Source organism: Pseudoalteromonas sp. LC2018020214, from assembly GCF_016598755.1.
GTDB classification, from domain to species: domain Bacteria; phylum Pseudomonadota; class Gammaproteobacteria; order Enterobacterales; family Alteromonadaceae; genus Pseudoalteromonas; species Pseudoalteromonas distincta.
This window is the reverse complement of the sequence record NZ_CP066804.1, coordinates 1,656,770-1,676,706: the sequence shown is the minus strand read 5'-3', so window position 1 is coordinate 1,676,706 and position 19,937 is coordinate 1,656,770. Positions and strand designations below refer to the sequence as shown.

The following is a 19,937-nucleotide window of genomic DNA, read 5'->3' as shown; positions in this document are numbered from 1 at the left end:
TATTATATCACAACATAATAACCGCGAACCAATATATCCATGACAAAGTTAACATTAATCTCCTCTGCTATTTTTTCTGTTTTATGTTCTCAATCAGCTTTGGCTGCCACTGTTACTGGTAAAGTAATGGATGATAAAAATCAACCAATTAAAAATGCCTCAATTCATGTGCATGGTAAAAACCAAAGCGTTAAAAGTAATGATTTAGGCGAATTTGCTATAGAAATCGATGCAAATAGCCAATTACATATTAGTAAAGACAACTACGTAGACTCTCGTATTGCTGTTAGCGAATCTTCAAATAATCTGTCTGTGTCACTTAAACCAACATCGGTTGAGACAGTGGTTGTTTATGCCTCTGCACTTCATAAAAATAGCCTCGAGATGATATCGCCAGTAAGCGTGCTCTCAGGTGATGAATTAAGAAATAAATCAAAACCAACTCTTGGTGAAACTCTAAAAGGTTTACCAGGCGTAAATGCAAGTTACTTTGGCCCTGTATCATCAAGCCCAATTATTCGTGGTTTAGATGGCCCTCGCGTTAAAATCACACAAAACGGATTAGATGCCAGCGATGCATCACGCATTGGCCCAGACCACGCAACATCAAGCGACAGCCTAGCAGCAGAACAAATTGAAGTATTACGTGGCCCAAGTACCCTACTTTATGGCTCTGGTGCAATTGGCGGTGTTGTTAACGTGGTTGATAACCGCATCCCTACAGACAATATCGACGAGCTTACGGGTGCTGCTGAATACAGCCACGATACAGTGTCAAACTCAAACACAGTAGCTGCAAAACTTGAAACAGGTAATGAAGGCTTTAACTTTCATTTTGATGGCACTAAGCGCAGTGGCGATGATTACCAAACACCTACCTTTACTATTGCCGACGATGATGGCGATGTAGAAACAGAGAATTCTGTAGAAAACACATTTATTGATAGCGAAACACTTAACTTTGGTACCAGCTATGTTGGCGATCATTTAACGATTGGTTTTTCGTACGGTAGTATTGATACCGATTACGGTATTCCTGGGCATGAGCATCATCACGATCACGAAGGTGAAACTGAAGAAGAGCATGCAGAACATGAAGACGAAGCAGCTGAAGAGCCGGTTTACGCACATTTAGAGCAAGATCGTTGGCAAGGGCTTGTAAGTTACGCCCTTCATAATAACTGGATTGAAACCATCAACCTACGTGTTGGCTACACAGATTACTCGCACAGCGAAATTGAAGATGGCGAAATTGGTACTACTTTTAAAAATAAAACGACTGAAGCACGTTTAAATGTAGAGCATAAGTTTGCTGATTGGCACGGAATGATGGGCTATCACTACAGCGATTCTGACTACGATGCAATTGGTGAAGAAGCCTTTACACCCGCAAGTGTAACTACAACTAACGCATTATATTTACTAGAAGAGCGTGAATTTGGCGACGTTACAATTGAACTTGGCGCACGTGTTGAAGATTACAAAATTGAAAGCCAAATCACGGCACACGAGCATAGCCACGATGAAGTAGAAATAGATCACAGCGACGAAGAAACCATTGGGTATAATGAAAGTTTTACCAATTTAAGTGCCTCTGCTGGTGCCATTTGGCAATACAAGCCGGGTCATAGTATCGCTACGAGTATTTCTCATTCAGAACGAGCACCGCTTTCGGCAGAACTTTTATCTAACGGTTTACACATTGCAACTGGCACGTACGAGCTAGGCCTTGGTTACAATATTGAAGATAATGAAGCGCATTTTGAGCCAGAAAATATCAAGCAGGAAACTTCAACAAACTTAGATTTAAGCTTTAGACGCTTTAGCGGTGATTTTGGCTACACCGTTAACTTTTTCTATAACGATATCAAAAACTTTTATTTTCAAGAAAATACGGGTTTAGTTTACGATGAAGAAGATGGTTTAGAATCAGCTATTGGTGCACATGACGATGCTGTTGCGGTTTATCAGTTTACAAGTAAAGACGCAGAGCTTTATGGAATTGAGTTTGACGCGCATTACCAAGTAACACCAAGCGCTATGGTTAAAGTATTTGGTGACTCAACTCGTGCAAAACTAAAAGACGACGAAGGTAATTTACCACGTATCCCTGCTAATAAATTAGGCTCTGAGTTACAGTACGATTTAGGTGACTTACAACTAACATTAACGGGTACTCATTACTTTGATCAAAACGATGTAACTGCCTTTGAAACTCAAACTGATGGCTATACGTTATTTGATGCACAAGCTAATTACCAATTAGGTTTAGGCAGTGTCGATGCACAGCTGTATATAAACGTTGATAACATTACTGATGAGTTAGGTTTTGTACATAGCTCATTTATTAAAGATAAAGCACCACTACCTGGCAGAAACTTCCGCTTTGGTGTTCGTGGCTATTTTTAATAATTAAAAGTAGTTTTAGTTTATAAACCGCATTTTATTAATGCGGTTTTTTTATTTTTAGAATATATAATATCGTTCGGCAATAATACTTGATCAATTCAAGGGATTAAACTTTGCGCTAACTGCGTAAAAAATTATGAAATACGACTGCATGGATGCAAAAGGTAGAGCAATGCAGGAGCAATTAGTGATAACAATTAGTTAAAAAAGCTTTTGCCTTGTTATCAACACTATTTTCTTAGCGCAAAATAGATCACTTAATTAGGGTCTGTTGATCTTTGCGGATTAAAATTTGTTCAAACTAGGGGGCTATTTAATCGCGGCGCGAGGTTTGTAACCTAGTGGGCTAAGTAAAAACCGAGCAACAAAGAGTAAATAGCCCCTAGAAAGAACCCTTTGGGCAGCGCCTGTTTGGCATTAATGCTACGTTATCGCCCATTTATGGGGAATAACCACACTACATAGGCTCTGCCTTGCCTAAATACCAAACAGACTGGTGCAAATTTAACCTTGAAAGATCAACAGACCCTAATCGAATTGGTATAAAACACTTAGATTACAGACACAAAAAAGCCGTATTCAGATTGAATACGGCTTTTTAAACTCTTAATTTTAAAATTTATTTAAATTAAGAAATGATTTCGTGTAGTTCAACATCAAATACAAGCGTTGAGAAAGGTGCGATTGCAGCACCTGCGCCACGTTCACCATAAGCAAGCTCATGAGGAACGTAGATACGCCATTTAGTACCTACAGGCATCATTTGTAATGCTTCAGTCCAGCCTTTGATCACGCCACCAACTGGAAATTCAGCTGGTTGACCGCGCTCGTATGAGCTATCAAACACAGTACCGTTAATTAGTGTACCGTGGTAATCAACACGTACTGTAGACTCAGCTGTTGGCTTTTCGCCTTCGCCAGTCGCTAGTACTTCATATTGAAGACCAGACTCAGTTACTGTGATTTCAGGACGTTTTGCGTTTTCTTCTAAGAATGCAATACCTTCTGCAGAAAGTACTTTAGATTCTTCTTCACGACGAGCTTGGATCTCTTCGTTAATCTTTTCGAATGCAGCTTGAATCTCAGGGATCTCAACTTGAAATGCGCTACCAGCGTACGCATCTTTCATGCCTTCAAATACTGAATTTAGGTTTAAGCCTTCAAAAGGATTAGACTTAAGTTGCTCACCCATTTGTAAGCCAATACCGTAACTTGCTTTTTCAGCATCTGTAGTAAAATTATCTGACATAATGTGTTTTTCACGTTTTGTTAGTTAAAAGACACGTATATGCTATCACAAAATAAACCCCGTTTGGGGCTAGTTTTTGCTGAGTTTTAGCTTAATTAGGCCAACAATATAACTACAAAGCGGTAAAGTGGATAAAATTCCAACAAGTAAAGGAATAGCTAATAATCCAGATTCACCAGACAATAAAAATGGCACTGCAACTAAGCCTACTAAACCAATAAAAGCAGAGCCAATTACTGGCCAATGTTTATCATATTTAGTAATAAGATGGGCAGCCAAAATATTAAAACCAAGACCATAAGCAAAAGCGGTAATTAATGGATATTCTGGTTGTGCGTCGACCGCCATTTTTGCCAACAAGCTAATAGCACTTTGATAGCAGTAACCAAATACCACCCATAATAAAAGATGTTTTATTAATTGCTGTGAGGTTGATAGGTTCGTTGCTTTAGTCATTAATTAAACTCCACAAAGCAAAAAACCGCCTATAAGGCGGTTTTTTTAAATAATGGTGGAGAGATAGGGATTTGAACCCTAGATGGGCTATAAACCCATGCCGGTTTTCAAGACCGGTGCATTCGACCACTCTGCCATCTCTCCGTACGGCGCGAATAATATGGTTAAACGTGTTACTTGTAAAGAGCTAAATATAAATTAATCGTAAATAATAATTAAACGATTAAAAACAAGTCACATTGCTCTTTTGTTACGCTATTTACTTCAACACGCTTATTAATTCAATACTCAGTAATATTGTTTGGGCCTGCGAGCAATCCAAGAACAAATCAAACAAGCCAATAAACTCAATGCCGCGAATGTTACACTTTGAAATATTAAGTCAAACCGATTTAAATCATCACTTGGCACTATTACAAACATAAAAGCGGGGAGTACACTTAGCGCTAAAACATAACAACACACTTTAAATGCCCGTCCAAAGTCAAAACGTTTAGACTGTTGCATCCACAAAGTTAACAGTATTAGCATACCTATTGCAGAGCCTGCTATAAAATGCGCTGCATTTGTACTCATTGCAACATACAAGGTTACAAAAGCACCAACGATTCCCCAAATTGACCACGCAAGCCAGTTTTCTTTTTCCTGTAAAAATAAATTTCCCATTGTTTTCGTCTTCTTTATCGTTATTTTTATTAAGACTTTCCGTAATGTATCAAAAAACAACCGATTAAAAAACAAACTGAAGAAGAATTATTAACTTTTGTGCTTCCAAGCGCTTCTCACAGCCAAACCACTAACTTTTTTATATTACTCTTGGTAACCTTAATGAATTATGACTATGCAAATTGCATAAAGTTCATACTATTTCACAAATTACTAAAATAATGTTCTGGTTTATGGCGAGGTGACTTTTTACACTCGACTTGAGGAGTACCAATGTATAAGTACCCTACTATTTCATCTTGCTCATGTAAGTTAAGCGCTTTTTTGACTGCTCTACTTTGTGCAAAGTAACCTGTGCGCCAAACACCACCTAAACCTTGAGCAAATGCAGCTTGTTGCATTGCTAATACACTACAGCCTGCACTTTGTACTTGCTCGATACGAGGAACTTTTGGGTGTTCTTGATATTTAGCAATTGCTATTACAATCATAGGCGCACGAAGGGGAAGCTCTTTAGCACGGTTAATTACTTTTTCTGTCTGTTGCTCTGCCACTGCACTTTGATGGTAAATTTCACCCAGTTTATTGCGTGCATCACCTTGAGCAATGATGAACTGCCACGGTGCTATACAGCCATGATCAGGAACACGTAATGCTGCTTGCTTAATTATGTCGAGCTGCTCAGGCGTAGGACCCGGCTCTGTTAGTTTAGAGTCTGATTGGCGAGTAAGTAAAAGCTCGATAGCGTTCATAACGATTCCTCAAAATTCAAAACGATAGAGTAACATTTAAAACCTTAAATAATAAATACCGAGAAATTAAAATGCAAAACGGCCGCAAAGGGTCAACTATGCAGCCGTTAATAAAATACATTTAATGCGCTATTTTTTTATAACGTTTCGCTTTAACCAGTAATCAAAACTAACAAAACGCCCACCGCCCATAAAAAATAAACTTAGGAGCATAGCAAAATAAATTGCCGAAAATTCTATGCCATTATTTAAAATAGATGGTTTACCTTTTTCGTATAGGTAATCAGGAAAGCCATGCTCTTCAACTAAGCCTCGAATTTTCCCTATCCTGTCTTGTACTTCTAGTGAGTTTTCGAGGCTTTCTTTTGCACCAGGTATAGATAACCAATCAAGTACTTGCGCAGCACTTGTTTCTGGATTAGTCGGCGCTATTGCAAACCACCCGTTATGCCAATGTACTGAAGTAGCCGCTACAACCATTGTGAACATAAGCGGGATACTGACTAAGCGAGTTAAAAGGCCAAATAATAACAACCAACCTCCTAAAAACTCACTCCAACCAGCTAAAAAAGCTAGTAAGTCAGGAAACGGTAAGCCTAAACCCCATTCACTATTACCAAACCATTGAACGACATCAGGCGACGCTAAAAAGTTACTTAGAAAGCCTTCTGTTTCAGTGCTTATAGCAAGTTTGTTATAACCTGCGATGATCATAACGGGAGCTAAGATTAAGCGAAATAGTAAAGCAGGTAAACCATCTAAAAACGATAGTTTACCCAATATTGTGTTATAAAAACTGATTAGTTTATTCATGCGTATCCTGTGTGTTCAATGTTTATTAAGTTATAGACTATAAACAACAAAGACCGTATAAATTGATAAACTATTTCAATTTATTTACAAAGGTTAAATACTTCTCGCCACTTGTAGGGCTTCAAAAATAGCGCGTTTAGCATCAATTGCAGCAGCCAGTTTAGCTCCGCCTATCACATGCACTTTTGCGTTATCTGTGTAACCTTCTAGCACTTCGCTATTAGAAACCTGACCAATACAGGCAATAACAGTATCTACCGGCAGCACTTGTACTTCTCCAGCAACATTAATTGTTAACCCATTTTTATCAAAACTTTGATATTGGCAATCAGCAATTTGTTTAACGCCATGCTGTTTAGCAACTTGGCGATGTATCCAACCAGTGGTTTTACCAAGCTCACTACCAAAACGACCCGAACTGCGTTTTAACATATACAATTGGCGCTCGTCTTTATGAGGTTGTGCATCACACTCAATCCCCCATTGCGTTTTAAACTCGCTAATAGATTGTGATTTATGTTCACTTAAAAAAGCAACCATATCAAAACCAATACCGCCAGCACCTAAAATAGCGATTGATTTGCCCAATTCTACTTCGCCGCGTATGACTTCGTCATAAGCAAACACACGCTTATCATCACTACATTTAATAGAGGCTTCACGCGGCCTAACGCCTGTTGCAAAAACAATATCATCATAATTTTTAAGCATTGAATCGTCGTAAGCTTTACTAAGCTCCACAGTTACTTTTAATCGCTCGAGCTCATTTGTGAAGTAAGTAAGTGTATGGTTAAAGTCTTCTTTACCCGGTATCTGCATGGCTAAATTAAATTGGCCGCCCATTTGCGATTTTTGATCAATTAACGTGACGTTATGCCCTTTTTGAGCCAAGTAACAACTTGCTGATAAACCAGCAGGACCTGCACCGACAACTAATACATTTTTAGCTTTGGCTGCTTGCTCTAGCGGGTAATCTAGCTCAAATGCAGCTTGTGGATTAACTAAACACGTAGCACGTTTATTTTTAAATACGTGATCTAGACAACCCTGGTTACAGCCAATACAAATATTAATTTGTTTAGATTGATTGTTTACATACTTATTAAAAAACTCAGGATCAGCCAATAACGGACGTGCCATCGAAATTAAATCAGCCTCGCCTGCATTTAAAATATCGTTAGCAATTTCTGGAGTATTAATTCGGTTAACAGCAATCACAGGGACATTAACTACGTCTTTTAAACGCTTTGATGCTTCTTTAAATGCACCCGGTGGCACCATACTCGCAATAGTCGGTACACGCGCTTCGTGCCAACCAATGCCAGTGTTAAATATATCAACACCCGCTTTTTCAAGTTCGGTAGCCTGAATAACAACTTCCTCTGGTGTTGAACCGTTTGGAATCAAATCAATGACCGACAATCTAAAAATAATTAAGAATTTTTCAGATACTTTTGCTCTTACAGCTTTAATTATTTCAAGTGCAAGTCGCATTCTATTTTCTAAGCTGCCACCAAACTCATCATCGCGTTTATTGGTATGAGGCGCCATAAACTCATTAATCAAATACCCTTCAGAACCCATGACTTCTACGCCATCGTAGCCGGCTTTTTCAGCCATATAGGCAGAATGCGCAAAGTCTTTAATTGTTTTTTTTATCGAGCCAAGCGACATCGCTTTAGGTTTATAAGGATTAATAGGTGCTTTTATTGCACTTGGTGCTTGATTGAAAGGATGGTATGCATAACGTCCAGCATGTAATAATTGCAAACAAATTTTTCCACCGTGTTTATGCACAGCATCTGTGTAAGCGCGATGCTTAAACACATCGTAATAACTATTAAATGAGGAAGAAATAGGTGTTAACTTGCCACGTAAATTAGGGCTGTATCCGCCTGTAATTAACATCGCGGTGCCACCTTTTGCACGTGCTTCATAAAATGCGCGTAAGCGTTTGCGGTTATGCCAGCCCTCTTCAAGACCTGTATGCATTGAGCCCATAACCAAGCGGTTACGTAATTGTGTGTGTTTTAGTTGTAATTGTTGTTCTAACATCTTGTGCCCCGTTAACTGGTCTAACCTGTATACATTAGCTAATTCTGCTTTAATGGCAAGTAATAAGCAATATGTGCATGCATTTAATTAAAAATAGCAGTAAAAACTTACGTTTATATAGGTTCATAAACACTTCGTTACGATTTAGCAGTTAAATTTATTTTTATTCTAGGCTAAGATGGGACTAATGTATTAACTGTACCAAATTAAGGAGCTATTTTGATAGCAAAGGTATTTAAAGGTATTTGGGCTGGAATTAATTTTTCTCGTCGCTTAATACTAAACATTTTGTTTTTATTACTGGTAATTGTTTTCTTTGTGTCACTCTCAAGTGACGATGATCAAATAATAGTTGAAAATGGCTCTGTACTTAGGCTTAACTTAAATGGCCCTATTGTTGAAGAGAAAACATATATAGACCCAGTTGAAGCCGCAATTAGTGATGCAACTTCTGGTTCTGAAGCACCAAGCGAAATATTACTCGACGATATTGTTGAAGTAATAAACGAAGCGACTAAAGACGATCGTATCACGGTGATATTGCTTGATTTACAAGAGATGCCTAAAGCACATTTAAATAAACTTAAGCAAATTACAAAGGCTATTGATGCCTTCAAGCAAGCTGGCAAAAAAGTAATTGCATCGGGTTATTACTATACTCAAGCACAATACTATATTGCATCGCATGCTGACGAAATAGCTATGCACCCATACGGCAGCGTAGGTATTGAAGGTTATGGCATGTACCCGCTTTACTTTAAAGATGCACTTGAAAAGCTTGAAGTAACGCAGCATATTTTCCGTGTTGGTACATTTAAGTCAGCAGTAGAACCTTTTATTCGTAACGACATGTCCGATGCAGCTAAAGAAGCTAACCGCGTTTGGTTAGGCGCTCTTTGGAGCGAATACAAACAAGATGTTGCCGCTGTTCGCCCGTTTGATGAGTCAAATTTTGACGAAACAATGGACGTATATCTAGAAAAAATGAAAGCTGCCGATGGCGATGCAGGTAAATATGCACTTGATCACCAGTGGGTTGATTCTTTAAAAACAAATCAGCAAGTTCGCAAACAATTAATTGATTTAGTGGGCACACAAGAAGATGGTAAGACATTTAAGCAAGTTTCATTTCGTGAATACTTAAGCTTAATTAAACCGCCTATTGAAATTGATAACCCTATTACCGAAAAAGTAGCGGTAGTTGTTGCTAAAGGTACGATTGTTGATGGTGAGCGTAAAGCGGGCGAAATTGGGGGTGACTCTACAGCTGCCCTACTTCGTAAAGCACGCCTTGATGATAAAGTTAAAGCGGTTGTACTACGTATCGACTCTGGTGGCGGTAGTATGTTTGCCTCTGAAGTTATTCGTGCTGAAGTATTAGCCCTTAAGGCTGCTGGTAAACCTGTTATTGCTTCAATGAGTTCTGTGGCTGCATCAGGTGGTTATTGGATTGCCTCTGCTGCAAACGAAATTTGGGCAGCACCAAGTACAATTACAGGCTCAATTGGTGTATTTGGTACGTTTATGACATTTGAGAAAACCTTATCAAAAATTGGTGTTTATTCAGATGGCGTTGCAACAACCGAAATGGCTGGCTTTTCTATCACTCGTCCACTAAATGAAAAGATGGGTCAAGTAATTCAAATGAACGTTGAGGAAGCATACGGTCGCTTTTTAAATGTTGTTGCTGATGCGCGTAATATGACGCCTGAGCAGGTTGACAAAATTGCCCAAGGCCGTGTATGGATTGCATCTCAAGCACTTGAACTAGGTTTGGTTGATAAGCTAGGCGACAAACAAGATGCGATTGAAGCCGCTGCTGCACTTGCCAAGCTTAATCATTATGAAGTTAAAACTATTAAACAAGATTTAAGCTCGCAAGAAAAAATGATTCAAAACATTTTTGGTAATGCGTCTATTAAATCTATGCTTGGTTTGCAAACACAAAAAACATCTGTGTTAGCAACACAAGCTAATTTACAAAGTGTTATTAACCAATTAAGTACTGAAGTTGAAAACCTTAAAGATTACAACGATCCACAAGGTGTATACGCACGCTGTTTAGTGTGTAACGTTGCACAATAAAAGTGCATAGCTTCACCTAATCAGCTGTATTTAAAGCTGCTTAACGTTATACTAGGCCCAGTTTTTTTACTGGGCTTTTTTTATGAAACGTAAACGCATTTATATCGCTTATACTGGCGGTACTATAGGTATGAAAAAATCGAGTCGAGGCTATATTCCTGCTGAAGGTTTTTTAACAGAAACCGTAGTGAATAACGCAGAATTTAATCGTGATGAAATGCCTTTGTTTGATATTCACGAATACTGCCCTCTTATAGATTCTTCAGACATGTCTCCAGAGCATTGGCAACTTATTGCTAATGATATCAAAGATAAATACCAAGATTATGATGGTTTTGTGGTGCTCCATGGCACTGATACTATGGCGTATACAGCCTCAGCGCTGTCATTTATGTTCGAAAATTTGACTAAACCTGTGATTGTAACCGGCTCACAAATTCCGCTCTCACAATTACGTTCTGATGGCCAAGTAAACTTACTTAATGCCATGTATTTAGCTGCAAATTATCCTATTGCTGAAGTAAGTCTCTTCTTTAATAACCAACTGTTTAGAGGTAATAGAGCAACTAAAGCACACGCGGATGGGTTTAATGCTTTTGCCTCGCCTAATCTAGACCCCTTAGCGTTATCAGGTATTAATATTCAACTTATTAAGGGTCAGCTTAGCCCATATGTTGAAAATGAGCTGCAAGTTACACCAATTACACCTCAACCTATCGGGGTGCTTTATTTGTATCCTGGCATTAGCCAAGAGGTAGTTAAAAGCTTGGTCAATGGCAATATTAAATCACTGGTGCTACTGAGTTTTGGTGTGGGTAATGCACCACAAGATCCGAGCTTTTTGTCAATACTCGAAGAAGCAAGTAAACGTGGCGTCGTAATTGTTAACTTAACTCAGTGTTTAAAAGGTCATGTAAACATGGGTGGCTATGCAACAGGTAATGCGCTATTAAATATTGGTGTAATAAGTGGGTATGATATGACCCTTGAAGCATGTTTAACTAAGTTACATTATTTATTTAGCCAAAATCTTGAAGTCGAAACGATTCGTCATTTAATGCAAGATAACTTACGTGGTGAGTTAAGCCGTTAATTTTTACGGGCTAAAAATACAAAAGGCACGCTAAATAGCGTGCCTTTATCGTTTTAAACAACTGTTTTTATCTAACTTTAGCGTCTATATCTACTAAATCAGTTAAATGACACATTTCACCACTGTGGGTTTTTATGCCGTGCTCACCAAAGTAATCACGCTGGGCTTGAACTAAATGCCCATTACTCGGTGTAGTTAATGTTGCTAAATACGTTTGTGTAGCTCCCAATACAGGGAATGCTAAACCAGTCATTATTGCTTGACCGGTAATTTTTCGCAAAGAGTTAGACTCTTTTTCAAGAGTGTCAATAAATTCAACACCTTGTGCAACGCTATCAAGGTAGTCAGCACGGATTATACAACCAGCGCGCCATGTTTGAAGCGTTTTAGATAAATCTACTTTCCACTGATGAGTACGTGATGCACCTTTAATTAGCGCTAAACCTTGACGATACGCAAGTAAGCTTGCAAGTAAGAACGCGTCTTTTAGCTCTTCTAAATCAATTTCAACATTGTTCGTTGATTTAGATGCATATGTCATCTCTTGTGCAGCCGTTGTGTTACATGCATTAGTTAAATGACGAGCTTGAACAGCAGCAACAAGTGAAGGGACAGCAATACCAAGCTCTAGTGCATTTTGCGCAGTCCAAAGACCAGTACCTTTAGCGCCAACTTTATTATCAATTAAGTCCGCAAGCGGTACATTATTATGATTTTCAAGTGACAATATATGGCTAGAAATAGACAGTAAGTAACTATTTAATTGACCTTCTGACCAGTCATTAAATATCTCAGCTACTTCTTTTGGTGAACGATTAGTACCTAAACGAAGTAATTGGTACACTTCTGCAATAAGTTGCATCAGTGCGTATTCAATACCGTTGTGAACCATTTTTACAAAATGACCACTTGCTGATTGGCCAACACGTGCAAAACATGAGTCGCCATTATAGCTAGCAGCTACTTTTTCAAACCATGGCTCAATACGTTCCCAACCACCTTCAGAACCACTTGCCATCATTGCAGGACCATGACGAGCGCCTTCTGCACCGCCAGAAATTCCCATAGTGGCAAATTCAAATTTATTTTGGTATTTGAGTTTACGCGTTATACCATCTTTATAATTACTATTACCGCAATCGACTATCATATCGTCACAATTAACGCCGGCCTCTACAAGTTCATTACAAACTGTATCAACTAACTCACCAGCAGGAACAAGTAATAAAATAGAACGAGGTGCCTCTAAACGCCTTACCATGTCACTTAAATCAGAGACAATGTGAAGCCTATCAGCCATGCCTTGTGATTTGGCACAACTTAGTAACTCTTCACCCGCATGTGGGTTTTTATCATAAGCGACTAGCGTTATCCCTTTTTCAATCAAGTTTAGGGCAAGATTTTTTCCCATAACGCCTAACCCTACTAATGCAACTTGCATCTAGTGTCCTCCTCGGTAACAACTATTTGGTTAGAAAATTCAGTGTATAAATTAAATAATACCGCGTGCATTATACTCATACAGTCATAAAATACTAACTATGAGCTCATACAACATGCTTTTTTATTACAGATAAATAAGCTACGTAATTATATCAAACATCAATGCTCTCGGGGTGACTAAAAGCAACGCTAATTGAAATTAAGATCATTGACGCATTCTGACACCGGTGTCATAATGATGACACAATAGTTTTGTATAAAATAGTGGCAAACCTTTGAAGTTTGCACATAATTAAAATATTTTAATCTAATATAGATGTTTTAATTCAACAAAATAACGTCAACATGCTTTCACCAAGCAAACAGGAGAAATTGATGCTAAGACGCACGAAAATAGTCGCTACCCTTGGACCTGCTACCGATAGAGATAACAACTTAGAAAAAATTATTATCGCTGGGGCTAATGTAGTACGTTTAAACTTCTCACATGGTGTTGCCCAAGATCATAAAGACCGTGCGCAAGCTGTACGCGATATTGCAAAAAAATTAGGCAAGCATATTGCTATCCTTGCTGACCTTCAAGGCCCTAAAATCCGCGTTTCTACTTTTAAAGAAGGTAAAGTAACGCTTGCTGTGGGTGCAAAGTTCACTCTTGATGCAAAAATGGAAAAAGGCGAAGGCGATGTTAACTCTGTAGGTATTGATTATAAAGAACTACCTAACGATGTTAGCCCTAACGACCTACTACTCCTAAATGACGGCCTTATACAACTAAGTGTTGATGAAGTAGCTGGGCACTTAGTACATTGTACTGTAACTGTTGGCGGTGTTTTATCTAACAATAAAGGTATTAACCGTTTAGGTGGTGGCTTAACTGCTCCAGCATTTACTGAAAAAGATAAAGAAGATTTAATAACTGCCGCTGAAATTGACGTAGATTACATTGCCGTATCATTCCCACGTAGTGGCGACGATATGCGCTACGTACGCTCACTTGCTGAAGCTGCTGGTTCAAAAGCACAACTACTTGCAAAAATTGAACGTGCTGAAGCCGTTGAAACACAAGAAGCTGTTGATGACATCATTCTAGCGTCTGACGCTGTAATGGTTGCTCGTGGTGATTTAGGTGTTGAAATTGGTGATGCAGCTCTTATGGGCAAGCAAAAACTAATTATTCGTCGTGCTCGTTCATTAAACCGTACTGTAGTTACAGCAACGCAAATGATGGAATCGATGATCGATAACCCTATGCCTACACGTGCAGAAGTTATGGATGTTGCAAATGCTGTTCTTGATGGAACAGATGCTGTAATGCTTTCAGCTGAAACAGCTGCAGGTGATTACCCTGAAGAAACTGTTGCAACTATGGCACGTGTTTGTTTAGGTGCTGAATCTCAAAAAGAAACGCATGTTTCTAAGCATCGTTTAGATAGTCGTTTTTCTAACAATGCAGAATCTATCGCACTTTCTGCTATGTATGCAGCTAATCACTTAGATTCTGTTAAAGCTATCATCACGCTTACTGAATCTGGTAGCACGGCTAAATTAATGTCACGTATCAGCTCTGGCTTACCAATCTACTCGCTTTCACGCCATGCGAGTACATTAGGTCAAACAGCACTTTATCGTGGTGTTTACCCAGTATTTTTTGATTCTACAAAAACTGAAAAAGACGGTATGGTAAAAGCGGCACTTGATACTTTGGTTTCTCAAGGTTCTTTACAGTCTGGTGATACAGTAATTATTACTCACGGTGACTCAATGGAAACTGTGGGCGCAACTAACACTATGAAAATTGTAACTGTTGCGTAATTAAACGCCGAATATAAAAAATGCGAGCTTAGCTCGCATTTTTTGTGCCTGTAATAAAAGCGTTGGCTTTAACTTGCTAATGCCGCTTTAACCTTATCTCGGTAGCTACGGCTCACTTTTAATTCTTGTCCGTTTTCAAGTACTAATAAATACTCGCCACTTACTTGTGTAACCAGCTTACTAATTTGTTTTGTATTTACTATTGCACTGCGGTGTACACGCACAAATAACTGAGGGTCCAGCTCTTGCTCAAGCTCTTTCATTGTTTTACGAAGTATATGCGTTTGTCCATCTTCACAGTGTAAACACATATAGTCACCTGCAGCATCAACCCATTGGATAGTCGCTACAGGTACCCGTATAATTTCACCCTGCTCTTTTACTGCAAGCGATTCTGGGTAACGTCTATCTGTTAAGGTATCGCCAGTCGCTAATTTTTTTAATATTTCTTCGCAATTATTACCAGTAATACCGGCTACAAAACTCGCTAGTTTTTTCTTATGGGCGTTGTCTTGCTGCGTTTTTAAATAAGTATGCACTTTTTCTACCGCCTGTTTTAATCTGTTATCATCAACGGGTTTTAAAATGTAATCGAGAGCATGAATTTCAAATGCTTTTACAGCAAACTGATCAAAAGCAGTTACAAATACAATTGCAGGTAATACTTTTGTACTTTCGCTAAGCGCTCTTGCCACCTCAAAGCCATTCATACCTGGCATCTGAATATCTAAAAAAACCAAATCGATTTTCTCTCTTTGGCACATTTCAATTGCATCAGCGCCTGAACTACATAATTTAATTACTTCAATATCAGAATATTCTTCAAGTCTTACCGCTAAACCTTTTCGCGCTAACGGTTCATCATCAACAATGAGTGTTTTTATTTTAGTCATTTTTCACAGCCTTCTCAAAAGGTACTCGCAGATTAACTTTTAATCCACTTGGCGTATTATGTGATAATACAAACGAATAATTATTTTCATACAACGTTTTTAATCTATCTTTGGTGTTAGCAACACCTACACCTTGAGCGTTAACTAATTGGCCATCAAGTATTTCAGTGCCAGGGCCGTTGTCACCCACTTCTAGTAATAATTCATTCGCAAATACTTGTGCTTTAATATCAATTACACCACCTTCTGTCAGATGGGCAATGGCATATTTAATCGCGTTTTCTATAATTGGTTGCAAAATTAAGCTCGGTACTAAAGCCTCTTTTGCTTGCTCGCTAATATCTACATTTACTTTCAATCGCTCATCAAAACGGACGCGCTCTATTTCTAAATAAAGCATGAGAGCATGTAGCTCTTGCTCAAGCGGTACTTTTTTAATTGGATCGGTATTAAGTGTGTAACGTAAAAAGTCACTTAACCTTGCTACCATTAAGTTAGCATCTTTGTTTTCTTTAACCAAAATTAAAGTAGAAATAGCGTTAAGTGTATTAAATAAAAAATGGGGATTTAACTGATACCTGAGCATTTTTAGTTGCGCTTCGTGTGCCATCGTTGTGGCCTTTAACGCTTTTTGTCGCTCACTTTGTAATAACTGATAATATTTAACGCCAAAGTACAAACCACTCCAACATAAAATAATATATACAGAATCTAAGCCTTGCTGCAGGTAATAAAACCACTCCTCTGGTCTATAACCATGGCGGTATATTTCCCATAGATTGAATTTTTGAACGACAGCCCATAGAGTCCCCGTTATATAAGAGGCACCAAATACTACAATCATTAATACCCAAGGAGAGGCATTCCAAATTTTACGGTAAATATACCTAAGCGGCACTGTCATCAAACAACCAGCGTAAGCATTCAATAAAATAACAAATACGTATATATCACGCATTTCAAATACTTTAGAGCCGATATAATTTACTAACGCGTAACCAATCCAGCCCGCGATTTGCAAAAGCCAAAAAAAACGTTGCCTGTTATCGACTAAAGATTGCCAGTTCAAAATAGATGTTTACTCCGTATGGTTAAAACTAATTCCATAAAATAGGCGTTTGTTATTTTTATTATTTTTACCTATGTAGGGCTAATTTTCACAAAATTAGGTAGTCTTATTATATAGATTTATGAGTTTGCATAGCACTACAGCTTGCCTTGCTTTTTAAGAGTCTTACCGCAAACAAATAGTCGAGACACTAAAAAAGCGAAAGGTTATCCACCTTCCGCTTTTTAAATATCAATAGCTTTGTGTAAATTAAGCTAGTTTATCTGATGCTACTTTGTACGTTGGATCTTCAATCACATTCACTTCAACTAAATCACGTGCTTTATGAAGCAACTGCGTACAGTCTTTACTTAAGTGACGTAAATGAAGTTGTTTACCTGCTTTTGTATATTTGTCAGCAAGTGTATCAATTGCTTCTATTGCACTGTGGTCAGATACGCGGCTGTGTTTAAATTCAACAATCACATTTTTAGGATCATTTTTCACATCGAATAACTCAGAAAAGTTTTTAACAGAGCCAAAGAATAACGGACCATGTAGTTCGTACACCTTAGCGCCTTCCTGATCAATGTAGTTAGTTGTATAAATCTGCTTCGCATGCTGCCAAGCAAATACTAGAGCCGATACAATAACACCCACACATACAGCAATCGCTAAATCAGTAATAACCGTCACGCCCGACACAAGAACAATCACAAATGCATCAGATAATGGTACGCGCTTCATCATTTTAAAGCTTGCCCACTCAAATGTACCAAGTACTACCATAAACATAACACCAACAAGTGCAGCTAATGGGATCATTTCAATTAAGCTAGAGGCAAAAATAATAAAACCAAGTAGCATAAGTGCAGCGCTTATACCTGATAAACGAGAGCGGCCACCTGAGTTAATATTGATCATTGATTGACCAATCATTGCACAACCACCCATTGCACCAAACATACCGCAGGTAATATTTGCAGCGCCTTGACCAATACATTCTTTATTACTATGACCACGAGTTTCTGTGATCTCATCAATTAAGCTAAGCGTTAATAATGATTCAATTAAACCAATAGCCGCTAAAATAAGTGCATATGGGAAAATAATTTTCAGTGTTTCTACATTAAAAGGCACCATAGGAATATGAAATTCAGGTAAGCCGCCAGCGATTGTTGCAGCTTCGTCGCCTGTCATTCCTTTTAAGAAATCTAATACTGTATGCGCTTCTAAATCAAACCCAATCACTAATCCGGTTACAGTTACAATAGCAACTAGAGATGAAGGCACTGCTGTAGTCAATTTTGGCAAAAAGTGGATTATTGCCATGGTTAATGCAACTAAGCCAAGCATGATAAATAATGGATTACCTGTCATCCATTCTTGTCCGCCCATACCGTCTGGCACTTTAAACTGCCCTAGCTGAGCTAAAAATATAACAATTGCTAACCCGTTTACAAAACCAAGCATTACCGGATGAGGAACCATACGGATAAACTTACCGAGTTTAAATACACCCGCGAGAATTTGCAGTATTCCCATCAGCAACACAGTTGCAAATAGATACTCAACACCGTGATCAAGCACTAAACTTACCATGACAACAGCTAGTGCACCGGTTGCACCTGAAATCATACCAGGGCGACCACCAAAAATAGCCGTAATTAAACCAACGATAAACGCGGCATATAGACCAACCAAAGGTTCTACATTTGCAACAAATGCAAACGCAACTGCTTCTGGGACTAAGGCTAACGCCACAGTTAATCCAGATAGAATATCGTTTTTAGCAGAGCTAGGCGCCCTACTGAGTAAGTTAAACATTGAGGTCCTCAAATGGTGTAATGGGTATCAAAAAAAGCGCTAAATTCTACCAAATTAGCGCTCAGTTAACAATTGTCATTATGTGGTTAAGCTAAACTAAAAATGGTTTAGCTTTTAAAAGAAGTGCTTTTACAAAGGAAGGGAAGTACTGCGTTTTACACATGTCATTGTTACATTAGAATGTACTTCTTGGACGTATTCTAAGCTTAGTAAATTATCGCGCACAAAATGCTCATACCCTTCTATGCCTTGTGAAATTATGCGTAGCATAAAGTCCATGGTACCAGCCATAGTGTAACACTCTGTTACCTCGTCGTAGCTCATGATCAGCTTTTCAAACTCAGCAAGATTCTTTTTACCGTGATTTGATAAACGCACATGTGCATATACAAGCATATCAAAGCCAAGTTTTTTCTCATCTAAAAGAGCCACTTTGCTTTTTATATAACCATCTTGCTCTAGCTTAGCGATTCGACGCCAGCATGGAGATTGAGACAAGCCTACTTTATCTGCAATTTCTGCGGTTGATAAACTAGCATCTTGTTGTAAAAGTGCCAATATTTGGCGATCTACGTGATTTAGAGACATTTTATTTCTTATTTATCAAATAAACTGGTTAAATTATACAGCCATTTTAAAACTCAGTCTGCTTATTTTTAATGTTTATGCAGTTTGTAAACTTAAAATAAGCAACTTAACCAAACTTACCACTTACAAAAGGATTTGTTTTTTTTTCAAATCCCACCGTAGTGTCGCTACCATGTCCTGCCAGTATTTTAGTATTATCAGGTAAGGTTAAAATATGCGTCTTAATCGACTCTATAAGTTGTTCACTGTTCCCCTTAGGGAAATCAGTGCGCCCTACTGAGCCTTTAAAAATAACATCACCTACAATAACGCATTCATTCTCTTGTTGATAAAACACAATATGACCAGGTGTATGCCCTGGGCAATGCTTCACTAAAAAGCTAAGTTTACCTACGCTCACGGTATCGTTATGGTTTAGCCAAATATCCGGATAAAAAGGCTCAATGGGTTTAAACCCGAACATTTGTGCTTGCATAGGTAAGTTTTCAAACCAGAAGTACTCATCTTTTTGTGGGCCAATAATTTGTACGTTAAATTGATTACGTAAAATATCAGCCCCACCCACATGATCTAAATGCCCGTGCGTTAACCAAATAGCACTTAATTCTAGTTTATGCTCATTAAGGGCTGCTACTATTTTATCAGGGGCGCCACCTGGGTCTATGACTACGGCTTGTTTAGTTTCACTACACCAAATAATACGACTATTTTGTGCAAATGCAGTGACGGGTATGGTTATAATTTGCAT

16 protein-coding genes and 1 tRNA gene are annotated in these 19,937 nt (G+C 38.4%); 4 read left to right on the top strand and 13 right to left on the bottom strand.

What is annotated here, in order from left to right; genetic code table 11:
• The first annotated feature begins 39 nt into the window (after positions 1-39).
• Positions 40-2,409 carry a TonB-dependent receptor gene (locus tag JG479_RS07365; protein ID WP_149602764.1) on the top strand — a complete coding sequence of 790 codons (2,370 nt, stop codon included), beginning with the start codon at positions 40-42 and terminating at the stop codon, positions 2,407-2,409.
• Positions 2,410-3,037: 628 nt separating this feature from the next.
• Here JG479_RS07365 and JG479_RS07360 read toward each other — a convergent pair.
• From JG479_RS07360 to JG479_RS07330, 7 genes are all read right to left on the bottom strand, one after another.
• Positions 3,038-3,658 (bottom strand): FKBP-type peptidyl-prolyl cis-trans isomerase, encoded by a 621-nt coding sequence (locus JG479_RS07360; protein WP_002962890.1) that lies wholly within the window; start codon positions 3,656-3,658, stop codon positions 3,038-3,040.
• A gap of 69 nt (positions 3,659-3,727) precedes the next feature.
• Complete coding sequence (locus tag JG479_RS07355) at positions 3,728-4,114, bottom strand: hypothetical protein (protein WP_200220240.1); 387 nt, start codon at positions 4,112-4,114, stop codon at positions 3,728-3,730.
• A 53-nt stretch (positions 4,115-4,167) separates the two neighbouring features.
• Positions 4,168-4,258: transfer RNA gene (locus JG479_RS07350), tRNA-Ser, on the bottom strand.
• A 144-nt stretch (positions 4,259-4,402) separates the two neighbouring features.
• On the bottom strand, positions 4,403-4,780 hold the full coding sequence (locus JG479_RS07345) for a hypothetical protein (RefSeq protein ID WP_024596649.1): 378 nt from the start codon (positions 4,778-4,780) through the stop codon (positions 4,403-4,405).
• Positions 4,781-4,983: 203 nt separating this feature from the next.
• Positions 4,984-5,532: an NAD(P)H nitroreductase gene (locus JG479_RS07340; RefSeq protein ID WP_138489000.1), complete on the bottom strand. Its 549-nt coding sequence runs from the start codon at positions 5,530-5,532 to the stop codon at positions 4,984-4,986.
• A 129-nt stretch (positions 5,533-5,661) separates the two neighbouring features.
• Positions 5,662-6,345: an HvfX family Cu-binding RiPP maturation protein gene (locus tag JG479_RS07335; RefSeq protein WP_200220239.1), complete on the bottom strand. Its 684-nt coding sequence runs from the start codon at positions 6,343-6,345 to the stop codon at positions 5,662-5,664.
• 93 nt (positions 6,346-6,438) lie between these two features.
• Positions 6,439-8,400 carry an oxidoreductase gene (locus JG479_RS07330; RefSeq protein ID WP_200220238.1) on the bottom strand — a complete coding sequence of 654 codons (1,962 nt, stop codon included), beginning with the start codon at positions 8,398-8,400 and terminating at the stop codon, positions 6,439-6,441.
• A gap of 219 nt (positions 8,401-8,619) precedes the next feature.
• Between JG479_RS07330 and sppA the strand changes: the two genes are divergently transcribed.
• Both sppA and ansA read left to right on the top strand, forming a co-directional pair.
• Entirely contained in the window at positions 8,620-10,485 is a 1,866-nt protein-coding gene (sppA, locus tag JG479_RS07325; RefSeq protein ID WP_200220237.1) for a signal peptide peptidase SppA, read from the top strand.
• An 82-nt stretch (positions 10,486-10,567) separates the two neighbouring features.
• Complete coding sequence (gene ansA / locus JG479_RS07320; RefSeq protein ID WP_039489815.1) at positions 10,568-11,578, top strand: asparaginase; 1,011 nt, start codon at positions 10,568-10,570, stop codon at positions 11,576-11,578.
• A 67-nt stretch (positions 11,579-11,645) separates the two neighbouring features.
• Here ansA and gndA read toward each other — a convergent pair whose 3' ends face one another.
• A complete protein-coding gene (gene gndA, locus JG479_RS07315) occupies positions 11,646-13,019 on the bottom strand; it encodes an NADP-dependent phosphogluconate dehydrogenase (RefSeq protein ID WP_165743572.1) in 1,374 nt (457 codons plus the stop codon).
• Positions 13,020-13,396: 377 nt separating this feature from the next.
• Between gndA and pyk the strand changes: the two genes are divergently transcribed.
• A complete protein-coding gene (gene pyk / locus JG479_RS07310) occupies positions 13,397-14,833 on the top strand; it encodes a pyruvate kinase (RefSeq protein WP_039489818.1) in 1,437 nt (478 codons plus the stop codon).
• A 68-nt stretch (positions 14,834-14,901) separates the two neighbouring features.
• On the opposite strand, the gene JG479_RS07305 is transcribed toward pyk, so the two are convergent.
• The 5 genes from JG479_RS07305 to JG479_RS07285 form a co-directional block, all read right to left on the bottom strand.
• The gene (locus tag JG479_RS07305) at positions 14,902-15,726 is read right to left on the bottom strand and encodes a LytR/AlgR family response regulator transcription factor (RefSeq protein WP_039489820.1); all 825 of its coding nucleotides are present in this window, start codon (positions 15,724-15,726) and stop codon (positions 14,902-14,904) included.
• Positions 15,719-16,795, bottom strand: coding sequence for a sensor histidine kinase (locus JG479_RS07300; RefSeq protein ID WP_024596641.1), 1,077 nt, complete (start codon positions 16,793-16,795; stop codon positions 15,719-15,721). Before JG479_RS07300 ends, JG479_RS07305 begins: the two co-directional genes overlap by 8 nt.
• 249 nt (positions 16,796-17,044) lie before the next feature.
• Complete coding sequence (locus JG479_RS07295; RefSeq protein ID WP_182672657.1) at positions 17,045-18,601, bottom strand: SulP family inorganic anion transporter; 1,557 nt, start codon at positions 18,599-18,601, stop codon at positions 17,045-17,047.
• A 129-nt stretch (positions 18,602-18,730) separates the two neighbouring features.
• Complete coding sequence (locus JG479_RS07290) at positions 18,731-19,189, bottom strand: Lrp/AsnC family transcriptional regulator (protein ID WP_002960703.1); 459 nt, start codon at positions 19,187-19,189, stop codon at positions 18,731-18,733.
• Between the two features lie 106 nt (positions 19,190-19,295).
• Positions 19,296-19,937, bottom strand: coding sequence for an MBL fold metallo-hydrolase (locus JG479_RS07285; protein WP_149602770.1), 642 nt, complete (start codon positions 19,935-19,937; stop codon positions 19,296-19,298).